The sequence below is a fragment of the Shewanella sp. 10N.286.52.B9 genome, assembly GCF_002873635.1.
Taxonomy (GTDB): domain Bacteria; phylum Pseudomonadota; class Gammaproteobacteria; order Enterobacterales; family Shewanellaceae; genus Shewanella.
On sequence record NZ_MCTY01000025.1, the window covers coordinates 26,444 to 40,687 of the forward strand.

Consider the following 14,244-nt stretch of genomic DNA (forward strand, 5'->3'; position numbering starts at 1 on the left):
ACCTGTGACACACAAGATCCCCTATAGCTTCCAGCTGACAGATCAATAGAGCAACAAAGAAGACTCTGATTACCAGTGAATAATACTCCTAACTGCTTTCACTGGTCGCTAGGGCGCAGACCCGGTGACCATCCTAGATTGACAGATCTAGGGCTGTAGAGGGTTAAGGCTATAGAGATTTAGACCTTTAGGGGTTTGTTCTTTCGAAACTGTCGATTTAAAACTGAAAGTGAACTCTGCAGAATAGCCTGCAGAGCCCAGTGTATTTCAAGAGCGCATTTTAAGAGTGCATTTCAAGAGTGTTAGCACTGATATCATTTAGCATTTTTAGCCGCTATCCATTGGGACATATATTTTGTGCTCGCCATGGTGTGGTGCTTTATCATGGCGCCGGTGAAATTATTGAGTCTATGCTGGTCAATATTTTTAAGCGTTTGAGTTAACTTTTTCATCCATTTTCGTCCCAGAGTTTGGCTATCATATCGCGCCGATAACAGGCTGGTGGCGTGGCTTTGCGCTTCAAGCCAACGTGATTCATCACGATACAAATCCACCGCTGCCTGGGCAAAGGCTGCCATATCGTCATTGATGACTCCCGGCCATGGTTCATCTTGTACCATGCCTTCACTGCCAACCGATGTGGTGACACTTGGGGTTTGCATGATCATGGCATCAAGTAATTTGCCTTTAATCCCGGCGCCAAATCGTATTGGCGCTAAGCAAACTCTGGATTGCTCCATGACGGCATAGGCATCTTCAGCCCACCCCTTGATTAACAAGCCCGTTTTGGGGTTATTCAGCGCCGTGGCTTTTGGTGGTGGATAAGACCCATAAATATGCAGCTCTGCCTGTGGCAGTTGCTTGCGAATTAACGGCCAGATTTTTTGCAGGTATAACACCGCATCCCAGTTTGGCGCATGGCGGAAGTTGCCTATGGTCATAAAGTGCTGGCGGTCAGCGAAGGCTTTTGTTTGTGTGGGGCACTTATCAAGGTCGACCATAAACGGCAAATGGTGCAGTAAGCTTGAATCGATTTTAAACTGGCTTTGTAATAGCGCCATCTCAAAACTAGAGATGATGAGTGAAATATCACAGCGAAGAATAGCAGCAATTTCGCGCTTAGCGATGTCACTGAACAGATCAGCTTGTGTGAGTGTGCGCTCACTTTTAACTGCTTGATGACGGGCATTACGCAAACATTGCAGGTCTTCAGTATCGAGAATTTTCAGTGCGTCAGGACAGTTTTTATCGACGCGCCAGCCAAACTGCTCCTCCATCATAAAGCGGTCAAACATGACGATATCAGGCTGATATTGTGAGATATAGACATCGAAACTGTCACAATTAAGGGCGATATTCTTGCTGGAGATCCCTTCAAGACTCAAATCAATCATATGATCCGATGGCTGAGCTGGAGTAGCGAACTCAACAGTCCAACCTTGCTGCTTGTAAAGCCTCAATAATGACATCATGTGTGTGCCCGCCGCCGATGAATTCGGCTCTGGCCATACATAGCCAATGACTAATACTTTTTTCATTATTGCTCACATAATCGCGATTTTAAGGGGAGGGTATTGTATACCAGCTAAAGGTTCAAGCTTGTCGGTTAACAAGTTGGTCAAATATCGATAGTGGGCTCATTGGGCTGGTTTGGTATTTGGTTGGTTTATTGAGTATCAAAGCGTCATTGGTGTTTATTGCTTGCGGCAGGTACTGTAAATAGACTTACCAATGTCACGGTCACAGGGATGTGAATGAGTGATCTAATGTGCAGATACCTTTGCTCGTCGCCACAAGTACATCTGACTGCCAAAAAAGTGTAGGGAATATTTGTGGGCCTACCACCAGCGTCCTCAACCGCATCGACACCTGATAATTTGTTTATCGGCTAACTCTCGTAAAAATAGTAAAAAGCCCGCTTATCGAAACATAAGCGGGCTTGTTGCTTTTTAGCGTATCAAATCTGTTTTTTTATTCTATTTTATTTCATTACCGCTTGTTGGAAACGGTTGCCTATAATGGCGCCGATGACAAGTACCAGTAAATACACCCAGCCAGATAATGAGAAATTAGCAATGGGGGTGAACAAGGCGCCGACATTACAGCCGTTAGCAAAGCGTGTACCAAAGCCCATTAACAGTCCACCTAAAGCAAACAATGCCAGCTGTTTTGTTGAGTGGTTTATGGCAAATGAGAATTTAAATTTACCCATAAATAACACCGCGATGAGCGTGCCTAAGAAAATCGCCAAGTTTTGTACTGATACCCCGTGTTCAAAAAAAGGCGTACTGAACATGGCTTCTGGTCGTTGGCTTATTTCGGTAATGGTGTTCATTTCAACCCCAAACAACATCAAACCTTTAGCAAACCAAATACCAAAGGGGGTCGATGCGCCCCAGCCTGAGCCAGTACTTGCCATCATGATGCCAAAAATAACGGCAATAACTAATGCTGTGGTGCGCATTTGCCACAGGCTGGCAAGCCAGTTTTGATATGTTTTACGGCTAAATAACGTGAACTGTGTGTCTGCATCACGGTTAACGCTTTGGGATTGAAGCTGTTGACGCTCAATTTCACCGGCGACACCTAAGTATGAGCCTTTACGGCGGCGATAGTTTTCATATTTTTTGGCAATAATCACCACGGTTAACGCTAAAACTATGGTCACTAAAATTGATATGAAGTAACCATTTAGCGGCGTGCCAGCAAACAAGTCGGGTAAAAATACCCCTTTACCTTGATAGCTTGCTGATGAAAACCAGCTATCCGTTATCCAGCTTTGGCTGCTTTGTAATGGAAAGCCAAAAAAGACTCCCGCGCCAAAAAACACTAAGGTAATTGCCGCTCTTGGCACATCACTGACAAACTCCACCATCATCCCCGTTGCGCAGCAGCTGGATAAGCTCATCCCTGCACCAAACATGATGCCGCCAATCAATAGCCCTGCATTAATGGGGTTAATCCATAAATCATAGTGCTGGCTATCAGCGTTAAGCAATAAACCGGCATTGATGATGGCAGTGATCACAAACATGAACATCAGGGTTTGCAATAATTGAGTAGAGCCGCGGCGGTAAGCGCGGTTAATACTGCCTGCAAAACCGATGGCGCCTTTGGCTAACGCAAAGCCTAAACTAAGGCCTAATAACAAGCGTAAAAACAGCCCGTCATTGGCTAATTGAGTCGCACCAACCACTAAGGTTAATAGCAAAATGGCAACGGCCATCACCGCTTGATTTTTATTTATTTCCACTAGACCAACCCACTACATTTGATAACAAATTCAAAACAGAAATTAAACAAATGACATTATTTTCAAGTGTTTAAGTGCATCTGCTATTTTTAGGGCGATTATGGTGAACCCGCTTGTTGCTGTCTATCGTCAACCGTTGTTTTAAATAGACTGCTTTGTCATAACTCATGCAATAAAGTGAATTATGATGATAATTATTTAATGTCTAAACCATGAAAGAGCTCAATTATCGATTCATTTATTAGCATATGGATCAAAATAACATGGCCGTTATGTTGGTTGGCTTTTCATTGGCTTGTTATTGGTTATGACTCAATATTTGAGGCGTTAGTCATTGGCTGTAATAGAGTATTGAGTGTCTAGACGATAATAAAATAGGCGCTATAGTGATTGTAAGTCAGCGTGTTATTACATCACAAAGCCCCCTTTTGGAGAATAAGGAGTGCGTGAGTTACGGGTTCTTTTATGGCTGCTTGTGCTCAACTCTTAAGTCTAACTCTTCCTTTGCGATTTTTAACAGTTTATCTCGCATCCAACCATTAAATGGGTCTTGCTCCGCTTGTTTATGCCAATACATATAGACAGGTAAATCGGGTACTTCAAAGGGCAGCTCTACCACACTCACGGGCATTTTATCTTTGAGTAGACTGGCGTAAGCATTTGGCATAGTCAGTAACATATCGCTGCGACTGATCACGCTGGTGGCGGCAAAATAATGCTCACATCGCAAGGCTATTTTTCTCGCAAGCCCGTGCATCGCTAACGCCATATCCACGAGGTCAACTTTGGAATCTTTTAAGGTGACCAAGGCGTGGGGGAAATTAACATAGTTGGCTAAGGTTAAGTCTTGCAATATCGGATGACCTTGGCGGCATATTAACGAAAACCGCTCATTACACACTAGTGTGTGGCGAATATCGTCATGGGTTGGCATTAATACATCAATGACAATATCTAAGTCTTGATGCATTAACGCGGGCTCCATTTCAACCTGTGTAACTTGACGGCTATTTACTGTGATATTAGGGGTATTTGTCAGTAAGTCAGTGACCAATACTGGGAAAAATATCGATTCTAAAATATCGCGAAAACCAAACTTAATCTCCCGCTGATGTTGACTGACATCAAAGGCTGTATTGTCTGACAGTGTTTGCTCTAACACTGCTAATCCGTCAATCACTTGGGGAATAATGTTCTGGCAAACGGATGAAGGCACCATTTTTCTGCCGTGGCGGATAAACAATGGGTCGTTAAATTTGTCTCGTAATCGTGCTAGTGCGTGGCTAACAGCTGGCTGGGTAAGATGCAGTTTAGTCGCAGCGGCGGTAATACTGCCTTCTTGATAGACAGCTTTGAGCACTAAGAACAAATTTAAATCAATCTTACTATGCATCATATTAATATTTCGCCATAAATTTATATCACTTTTATTTATCTTACGACTATTTACATTAGATTAACATGAGTTAAAAAAGGAACAGTTAATGAATAGTCATATGATGGAACAAGCGAAGCGCATGACCATAGGTAGTGAGAAATATAAGCTGCCAATGCCAGCGACATTTAGCGATCCACTACAGCAACGTGAATATGAAAAGCAGCGCTTAGCGGCAGGTTTTAGGGCGTTTGCCCTTAAAGGATTTGATGAAGGATTAGCAGGGCATATTACCTTGCGTGACTGCATTGAACCGGAGACTTTTTGGGTCAATCCTGTTGGGATGTATTTCGGCCACATTACAGTCTCTGACTTAGTTAGGGTTGATCACCAGGGTAATATTATTGAGGGGAACTCTGCCATTAATAATGCCGCTTTTGCCATTCATTCTAGGATCCATCATGCCAGACCGGATGTGAATGCCATTGCTCATGCGCATACCACTTATGGTCGCGCTTTTTCTGCCTCGGGTGAGTTATTAGCGCCAATTTCCCAAGATGCTTGTATGTTTTATCAAAATCACAGTGTGTTTAATGCGTTCACAGGAGTTGTCGCTGAATTAAGTGAAGGCGATATGATTGCTGAATCATTAGCTGATAATACCGCAGTTATTTTACAAAACCATGGGCTGTTAACCGTGGCTAAATCAGTAGATGCTGCGGTGGCTAACTTTGTGATGATGGACAGTTGTTGCCATAGTCAATTATTGGCACAAGCAGCGGGCAATATGCAGCTTATTAGCGATGAAATTGCCACTAAAACCCGTCAGTTTAATGGTTCTGACTTGGTGACATGGGGTAACTTTCAGCCCTTGTTCCAACAAGTGCTTGCTCAAGATAGTCGTTTTCTTGATTAAAGCGAGAGCAAACAGTGATTATAGGCGTCAGCAAAAAGTGCCAGTAGAAAGTACCTGCAGGGATAAATAACATCAATGGACATCAGGGGGGGATGTATGGAAGCGTCAATTTTTACTGAGGTGTTATTACCGCTGGCATTGGCCTTTATTATGCTTGGTATGGGGTTGAGTTTAACTCAGCAAGATTTTACGCGCTTATGGCGCACACCTAAACCCATTATAGTGGGTTTGCTTGGGCAAGTGATTCTGCTGCCTTTGTTGGCGCTAGGTATTTGTATCGCGTTAGACCTTAATGCTGCATTGGCGGTAGGTTTGATGATCCTTGCAGCTTGTCCCGGCGGCACTATGTCTAATGTCTTTAGTCATTTAGCTAAAGCAAATCTAGCACTATCAGTCAGTTTAACGGCGTTATCCACATTAATTTGTGTGTTTACCACGCCGTTTATTATTGGTTACTCGGTGCTGTTATTTGTAGGTGATCAAGCGACAGAGTTTTCAATTTTGGCAGCGGCCTTAGGGCTGGTGCTGATTACTTTACTGCCTGTATTGATAGGCATAGTGATTCGGCACCATTACGCATCTTGGGCACAAAAAGTGGCAGTGTATTTTAGGCGGTTTTCACTGTTTTTTATGCTCACTATGATTATTGCCCTGATAATCAAAGAGCGTGAGTTGTTACTCGAATCATTTGAACAAGTCTTTCTGGCGAGTATTTCACTGAATATATTATCGGTAATGATGGGGCTATTACTGGCTAGGTTGTGCTCATTATCCATTATTGATGGACTAACGTTAGGCATTGAAGTTGGTATGCAAAATGCGGCTTTGGCAATATTAATTGCGATCAGTTTTTTGCATGAACCTGAGTATGCTATTGCCGCAGGGGTATATGGTTTAACTATGTACATTGGCCCTAGTTTATTAGTGTATTGGGTTAAGCACTTTCGCGGCCGAAAAACACAGGTGCAGCAACCTGCTAATCGTTAATGATGAAGGCTATTGTTATCATGACTTTCAAACATTAACAATGGGTGGCACTTTATTTAATAATAACTAATGCGATAAGGTGAATATTAATGGCCACTATACAATAGCTAAATCATCCGTTATAGAGGTGCTTAGTGCTAACCTCTATGATTGAATCGTCTGTAATTACGACCAATATATGTATTAAAGCCCTTATTAATCAGTAATGAGGCTAAGTTTATTGAGTTTCTTGCTCATGGGGCGCATTATCTAAACTCGACTTCTTTAACATAAAATCACTTCAAATAATGAAAAAGCCCAATGCTGCTACCGCGCCGACTCCGCTGACAACTGATGTAAAAACGTCGGCGACAAAGGCTGACTTTCCTATTATTGGTATTGGTGCTTCTGCTGGCGGCCTTGAGGCCATTGAGCAGTTTTTAAGCCAGGCTAAAGCTGATTGCGGTATGGCTTTTGTGGTGGTGCAGCATCTAGACCCTCACCATAAAGGCATTATGTGTGAGCTGTTGCAGCGTGTAACCCCGCTTAAGGTGCTACAAATTAGCGATCGCATGATGGTTAAGCCCAATCATGTATATGTTATCCCGCCCGCTTATGACCTAACTCTTTTAAATGGGACATTACTGCTATTTCCTCGTGTTGAGCCCCATGGGTTACATTTACCGATAGATTATTTTCTTAAGTCTTTAGCGGCTGATAAACAGGCTCAAAGCATTGCGGTGATTCTGTCGGGAATGGGCTCAGACGGCACGCTTGGGTTACGGGCTATCAAAGAAAAATTTGGTGCAGTGTTTGTACAGCGCCCTGATACGGCCAAATTTGCCAGTATGCCTAAAAGTGCCATTGATACCGGACTAGTTGATGCTGTAGCACCCGCAGATGTGTTAATGGATAATGTGGTTAATTACCTCAACCACATGCCTATTCAGGTTGAAAATACTGAACAAGATCACCACGACATTAAAAAAGTCATCGCCTTGCTGCGATCCCATACAGGGCATGATTTTTCCCGTTACAAAAAAAGCACCATTTATAGACGTATTGAGCGGCGCATGGCTTTGCATAAGCTCACCTGCATTGCTGACTATGCTCAGTATTTACGCAGTAATGCCCAAGAAAATGAACTGCTTTTTAACGAGTTACTCATTGGTGTGACACACTTTTTCCGTGACAGTCAGGTTTGGCTGCAGCTTCAGGATGAGGTTATTCCAGCATTGCTGGCTAAACACCCAGAAGGCGGCACCTTGCGAGCTTGGGTACCTGCTTGCTCTAGCGGTGAAGAGGCTTATACATTGGCAATCGTGTTTCAAGAAGCCTTAAAGCAAGGGAGTTATCCCCAGCATTTTGAGTTGCAGATATTTGCCACCGATCTTGATAATGACGCGGTTAAAAAAGCCCGAGCTGGGATCTACCCGGCGAGTATTGCAGATGATATTGCTCAAACGCGATTAGATCATTATTTTGTGGCCAATAAGGCAGGTTACCGCATCGGTAAAGAAATACGGGAAATGGTTATTTTTGCCCAGCAAAATCTGGTCACCGATCCACCATTTACTAAGCTTGATTTAATCAGTTGTCGAAACTTGTTTATCTATTTAGAAGCGGATTTACAGCAAAAGCTGATCCCCTTATTTCATTACAGCTTAAATCCTGGTGGGGTGCTGGTGTTAGGCACCTCTGAAACCATAGGTAAAGACGACGTCCTGTTTAGTGCTGTGCATGAAAAACTGCGTATTTATCAGCGATGCGAGACAATTGAACCGATTAATTTAATGAGCTTTCCAAGCAGAACCTCAGGTGGCTATTCACCTGAGCAAATGTTTGAAAAACTGGTGCCCGCTAAAACCCAAGGAGTTGATGATTTGAACTTAGAAGACTTGACCCAATCGCTGTTGCAAGAGCACTTTGTGCCAGCGGCGTTGCTGACCACAGAGCAAGCGGATATCGTCTATATCAATGGTAAAACTGGCAATTATTTAGAGCCCGCAGCCGGTAAAGTAAATCACAATCTATTTGCAATGGCTCGTGAAGGTTTAACTGCGCCCATAAGTGAAGTGTTTAATCGGGCTGTGCGCCAAAAGAAGAAGGCTGAACTAAGAAATATTAGTGTGGGGACTAATGGCAATACAGTGCAAGTGGATGTGAGTGTGCAACCATTGCTGCAACCTGCAAGTCTGTGTGGCATGGTATTGGTGCTGTTTAGTGAATCATCAATGCAGACTTCGGCTTTAAGCACGCACAGTAGCGCTGATGGCGTTGATAGCGCTACTGATACTGATGAAATAGTTGCCTTAAACCAAGTCCTGCAACAGGCTCGGGATGATTTAAGGATCACCACCAATGAGATGCAGTTTGCACAAGAAAACCTCAAGTCGACTAATGAAGAATTACAAAGCACCAATGAAGAGCTGCAAAGTACTAACGAGGAGCTGACCACCTCTAAAGAAGAAATGCAGTCGATGAATGAGGAATTACAAACCGTCAATCATGAGCTAAACACTAAAGTTAATGAGTTGTCAGAAGCCAGTGATGACATGAAAAACCTGCTTAATAGCACCAATATTGCCACCTTGTTTTTAGATAGCGATCTTAAGGTGCGCCGTTATACCACTGAAACACGCAGTATTTTCAAACTCATTGCCAGTGATGTTGGTCGTCCGATCACTGATTTAGTTAGCTCGTTAATTTATCCCGCCTTGGCTGATGATGCCTGCGAAGTGCTGCGGAGCCTGATATTTCAGCAAACAGAGGTGCAAACCCATGATGGTCGCTGGTATATCGTGCGCATCATGCCTTATCGCACCCAAGAAAACCTCATCGATGGCGTAGTGATCACCTTTAGTGACAATACTGAAAACAGAATGGCGAGTATTGCCATGACGCAATCGGAATCGCGATTCCGATTATTATTTGAAAATTCCTCCCATGCAGTTGCCTATAAAAGAATCATTTTGAACAATGACAAAGCGGTAGACTTCAACTATCTTGAAGTAAACAACGCTTATGTTGGCATAACCGAACTACATGACGTAATTGGAAAAAATGGCAGTGAAGTCATTCCAAATATCCTCCAATCGAATAGTGACTTTATGGCTGCTTGTGGTCGCGTCGCTATGTCTGGCAAGCCAGAAAAAATTGAGTATTACGTAAAAGAAACTAAGCAATGGTTTGAATGTTCAATGTACTCACAACAACAAGGTCTGTTTGTTTGTGTGACTAAAAACATTACCGATAAAAAGCACAACTTAAAAACCTTAAATAATGTAAGGGAAATACTTAAGCGGGGGAATAACTCCTCTGAAGCAGAGCTTAGGAATTTATTGGTGGATGTACAAAATAATCTGGAGAAACTTTGCAAGATGGAATAGCAAAGTGATATCCAAAGGCAAAGGAAGATAGCCATGACCAAGTGCACGCAATGAACAAGGGTATAAAGCCAACTATTCAAAGCCTGAATTCATTGCGTAAGGATTCTATGCAGTGTCAGCATAAACATGATTGCAATGATTGCAATGAGTGCAATGAGCGCTGCTCACTAGCGGATGAGGTTGCAGCTGATCGATTACTACATGAGTTACAGGTGCATCAAATCGAATTAGAGATGCAGCAAAAAGAGCTAATAGTGGCCAGAGATATCGCCGAATCAGCCGCTGCAAACTATAAAGCATTATATGATTTAGCCCCAGTAGGTTATGTTTCGCTTAATCGCACTGGGCATATCACTCAGGCTAATTTTACCGCTGCAAGTATGTTAGGTATGCCCCGTAAAAATATACTGGGTAAACGCCTTGGAGCATACTTAACTGAAGACTCCCTACTGCAATATAACGCTCACCTTGGCAATACTTTTCAAGGCGTTGACTCTCCAGACAGTGAGATAAAACTTAACATCGATAATAAGCTAAGCACGGTACAGTTAAAGCTTACTATTAACGAAGATGGCCTTGAATGCCTTAGCGCACTGACAGATATTACCGCCACTAAAAAATCTGAAATAAAATTAAAACTTGCCGCCAGTGTTTTTAGTCATGCTCACGAAGGCATCATGATCACCGATTTAAAGGGCAATATCCTTGAAGTTAATGACACTTTCACTCAGATAACGGGCTTTAGCCGTCAAGAGGCCATTGGTAAAAACCCACGAATTTTCAGATCGGGTCGACAGTCTGCAGACTTTTACGACGGTATGTGGAGCACGCTGAAACAGCATAACTATTGGTGTGATGAAATATGGAATAAACGCAAAAACGGCGAAATTTATCCGCAAATGCAATCAATCAGTGCGGTGCGTGATGTGTATGGTAAGGTCATGCACTATGTCTCAATGTTTACTGACATAACCGATAAAAAAGCGCACCAGCAGCAACTAGAGCATACCGCCCATCACGATATGTTAACTGGTTTACCCAATAGAGCATTACTGGCCAATAAGTTAGCGCAGGCACTAAAACAGAGCCAGCGACGCGGTAAAAAGCTGGCACTGGCTTATCTTGATTTAGACGGCTTTAAAGCCATTAACGATACCCACGGCCATAGCACTGGCGATCAATTCTTAGTTTTAATTTCACAGGCGCTAAAAAGTGCGCTGCGTGCAGGAGACTTTTTAGCGCGTATTGGCGGTGATGAGTTTGTTGCAGTGCTGAGCGACCTAGAACAGGCCAGTGATTGTGAACCAGTATTACAGCGGATGCTGGTGGCTGCATCGCAAAGTATTATTTGCAATGAAGAAATACTGCAAGCTTCAACCAGTATTGGGGTAACACTGTACCCGCAAAATGGCACCGATCCAGACTTATTGCTAAGACAAGCTGATCATGCGCTGTATCAAGCGAAAGACGCAGGCAAAAGCTGTTATTTATTTTTTGATAAGGACTCTGCTGAAGCCTCGAAAACGAAACGAAAGAGCCTTGAGTGTATTATTCAGGCTTACGAAAACCAAGAGTTTGTTCTTTATTTTCAGCCTAAAGTAAATATGGATACTGGGAAAGTAGTGGGGGTTGAAGCATTGCTGCGCTGGCAGCATCCGCAACAAGGATTATTGCTGCCAGAAGTCTTTTTACCCATGATTGAAGACCACTTAATTAGCATTAAAATAGGTGAGTGGGTGCTTGATACCGTGCTTAAGCAGCTGAATTTGTGGCAAGAACAAGGCTTAACGATTCCCGTTAGTGTCAACATTGGTGCTAGCCAATTGCAAAGTAGTGACTTTGTCGCCAACTTAGCAGCAGCTTTAACCACTTACCCTAATATTTCTCCCGAGCTATTGGAAATGGAAATATTAGAAACCAGCGCCTTAGAAGATATGGACAAAGTCAGTCAGCGAATGAACGCCTGTTTACAAATGGGCGTTAAGTTTGCCTTAGATGATTTTGGTACTGGTTACTCATCACTTACCTACCTTAAAAGCTTGCCTGCTACGAAATTAAAAATTGATCAGAGCTTTATTCGGGATATGTTAACAGATACGTCTGATCTGGCCATTTTGAAGGCTATTATCGGTTTAGCTGATATTTTTGACCTTGGGGTCATAGCTGAAGGGGTAGAAAACAAGGCACAAGCTGACAAGCTGTTATCACTTCACTGCACTATAGCTCAAGGTTATGGTATTTCTAGACCTATGCCAGCAGCACAGGTGCCTAAGTGGGTGCAAGCTTGGCACTGCAATCCAACTTGGACTGCGTAATTCTTAATGCGAATAAAAGCGCTCTAATTCACTATCACTTACCCTCATAACTCAATTCTTTGCTTCCTAATCAAGTAACTAAAAAGGCTTCTTTTGTATCATGATTAAAGACTGTCGAATCCCCTTTAAAAATAGGCTATGTTAATGAAATAAACAGGTCGCTCTTACGGGCTTTAAATGCTGTTGAGCATGATTTAGCATTTGGATGTAAAAACGGTTTATGGGCATTATATAAGGCGCTTAACGCAGCAAATTCAGCATTTAGTGATGGGACTTACCATGAGTAAAATTTTTCTAATTCGTCACGGCCAAGCCAGTTCTCATGCCGATGATTATGATCAGTTATCTGATTTAGGCATTGAGCAGGCTAAGCTGGTGGGGCGATATATAGCCAATAAAACCATTACGCCAGATCTCGTGATAACAGGCTCAATGTTACGCCATCAGCAAACCGCGCAGCATAGCCTAGATACCTTTGGTTTGGCCGATGATGCACTGATAAGTTTAAGTGAGCAAGATGCTGGCTGGAATGAATATGACCATCAAAATATTCTCGGTGCGTATCATCCTGAGTTTACCAGCCCCAGTAAAATGCGCGCATTTTTAGCTCAAGAGCCCGATCCTCTCGCGGCTTTTCAGCAGCACTTTTTCGGCGCTATGGAGCAGTGGACACAGGCATCTGCAACGGCTAAGTTAAATGAAAACAACCTATATACAGAATCTTGGAGTGATTTTCAGCAACGGGTCATAGGTGTTTTTGAGCGCTTAACCAGCGAGCATCACGGTAAAACCATTTTGGTCTATTCATCGGGCGGACCAATTAGCGTGATTGCCAGTTTATTATTGGGATTGCCGCTAACACAGTTTGTCGATATTAATTGGTCATTAGTCAATGGCGGCGTGACCAAAGTGGTGGCCAGAGGTCAGGACAAGCAGTGGTCATTGTCGTCATTAAATGAGCACGATATATTCGAGCAACAAGGGGATAAAAGGATAATTACTTACACCTAAGTGCTTATTTTTGCTGTAACAGCGCCTAAAATGGGCTTAAATAGCCCATGTAAATAATAAAAATAACTCATCATAAAATGGATAATAAGATGCGAAAAAATATTTTGATCACCGGGGCAAGTTCGGGTTTAGGTCGAGGAATGGCCATTGAATTTGCAAAACAGGGATCTAACTTAGCACTGTGTGCGCGCCGAGTGGATAGATTGGTTGAGCTCAAGGCTGAGCTAGAACAAATTAACCCGCAAATTAACGTGCTGATAAAAGCCTTAGACGTGAATGATCATGAGGCTGTTTTTAGCGTTTTTGATCAATTTAACGCTGAAATGGGGCCGTTAGACCGCATTATTATTAATGCGGGCATGGGTAAAGGTGCTTCTATTGGTACTGGGTATTTTCATGCCAATAAGCAAACCGCAGAAACCAATTTTATTGCCGCACTTGCACAAGCTGAGGCGGCAATGGCTATCTTTAGGGCTCAAAATTCAGGGCATTTAGTCACCATATCATCAGTCAGTGCAGTACGTGGTTTTAGACGGGCAATGACAGTTTACGCAGCCACTAAAGCAGCGCTAACATCTCTTAGTGAAGGCATACGTATTGATGTAATGAATACGCCGATAAAAGTAAGCTGTATTCACCCTGGTTTTATTCAAAGTGAGATCAATGAAGGGGTTGAAAAAATCCCCTTTATTGTCGATACCGAAACCGGTTGTAAGGCGTTAGTAAAAGCGATTAATAAAGAAAAAGCCAACGCTTTTGTGCCAGGTTGGCCATGGGCAATATTGCATTGGGCATTACGGATTGCACCTGTGAGTGTTATCAGAAAAATGAGTTAAATCATTTGCTTAAATTAGAATTAGAATTGGCCTATTTATCCTGTGATAGATAGGCTTTTTTGTATTCACACTGCACTGAACCTTAGTTGTGATGGGATTGAATGGTTCGATCCTTCAACAGTGAGTCGAAAAACTGCTTTAATTAAGTCATAATTTTTATCGTTAATGCTGCTGAGTTTTATT

Annotated in this window: 9 protein-coding genes; 6 read left to right on the plus strand and 3 right to left on the minus strand. The window is 42.7% G+C overall.

Going from position 1 to position 14,244, the window contains the following annotated elements; all coding sequences use genetic code 11:
- Nucleotides 1-314: 314 nt before the first annotated feature.
- The 3 genes from BCU91_RS02385 to BCU91_RS02395 form a co-directional block, all read right to left on the minus strand.
- Nucleotides 315-1,538, minus strand: a complete 1,224-nt coding sequence (locus BCU91_RS02385; protein WP_102530815.1) for a glycosyltransferase family 4 protein — start codon at nucleotides 1,536-1,538, stop codon at nucleotides 315-317.
- Nucleotides 1,539-1,981: 443 nt separating this feature from the next.
- Nucleotides 1,982-3,253: a YeeE/YedE family protein gene (locus tag BCU91_RS02390; protein ID WP_102530816.1), complete on the minus strand. Its 1,272-nt coding sequence runs from the start codon at nucleotides 3,251-3,253 to the stop codon at nucleotides 1,982-1,984.
- Nucleotides 3,254-3,716: 463 nt separating this feature from the next.
- Entirely contained in the window at nucleotides 3,717-4,649 is a 933-nt protein-coding gene (locus tag BCU91_RS02395; RefSeq protein ID WP_102530817.1) for a LysR family transcriptional regulator, read from the minus strand.
- Nucleotides 4,650-4,737: 88 nt separating this feature from the next.
- On the opposite strand from BCU91_RS02395, the gene BCU91_RS02400 reads away from it, so the two are divergent.
- The 6 genes from BCU91_RS02400 (at nucleotide 4,738) to BCU91_RS02425 (ending at nucleotide 14,061) form a co-directional block, all read left to right on the plus strand.
- Nucleotides 4,738-5,544 carry a class II aldolase/adducin family protein gene (locus BCU91_RS02400; RefSeq protein WP_102530818.1) on the plus strand — a complete coding sequence of 269 codons (807 nt, stop codon included), beginning with the start codon at nucleotides 4,738-4,740 and terminating at the stop codon, nucleotides 5,542-5,544.
- A 96-nt stretch (nucleotides 5,545-5,640) separates the two neighbouring features.
- On the plus strand, nucleotides 5,641-6,531 hold the full coding sequence (locus BCU91_RS02405; RefSeq protein ID WP_102440326.1) for a bile acid:sodium symporter family protein: 891 nt from the start codon (nucleotides 5,641-5,643) through the stop codon (nucleotides 6,529-6,531).
- 287 nt (nucleotides 6,532-6,818) lie between these two features.
- The gene (locus tag BCU91_RS02410) at nucleotides 6,819-9,899 is read left to right on the plus strand and encodes a chemotaxis protein CheB (RefSeq protein ID WP_102530819.1); all 3,081 of its coding nucleotides are present in this window, start codon (nucleotides 6,819-6,821) and stop codon (nucleotides 9,897-9,899) included.
- A gap of 50 nt (nucleotides 9,900-9,949) precedes the next feature.
- Nucleotides 9,950-12,214, plus strand: a complete 2,265-nt coding sequence (locus BCU91_RS02415) for a GGDEF and EAL domain-containing protein (RefSeq protein ID WP_102530820.1) — start codon at nucleotides 9,950-9,952, stop codon at nucleotides 12,212-12,214.
- Between the two features lie 279 nt (nucleotides 12,215-12,493).
- Complete coding sequence (locus BCU91_RS02420) at nucleotides 12,494-13,225, plus strand: histidine phosphatase family protein (RefSeq protein WP_102530842.1); 732 nt, start codon at nucleotides 12,494-12,496, stop codon at nucleotides 13,223-13,225.
- Between the two features lie 89 nt (nucleotides 13,226-13,314).
- On the plus strand, nucleotides 13,315-14,061 hold the full coding sequence (locus tag BCU91_RS02425) for an SDR family oxidoreductase (RefSeq protein ID WP_102530821.1): 747 nt from the start codon (nucleotides 13,315-13,317) through the stop codon (nucleotides 14,059-14,061).
- The last annotated feature ends 183 nt before the right edge of the window (nucleotides 14,062-14,244 follow it).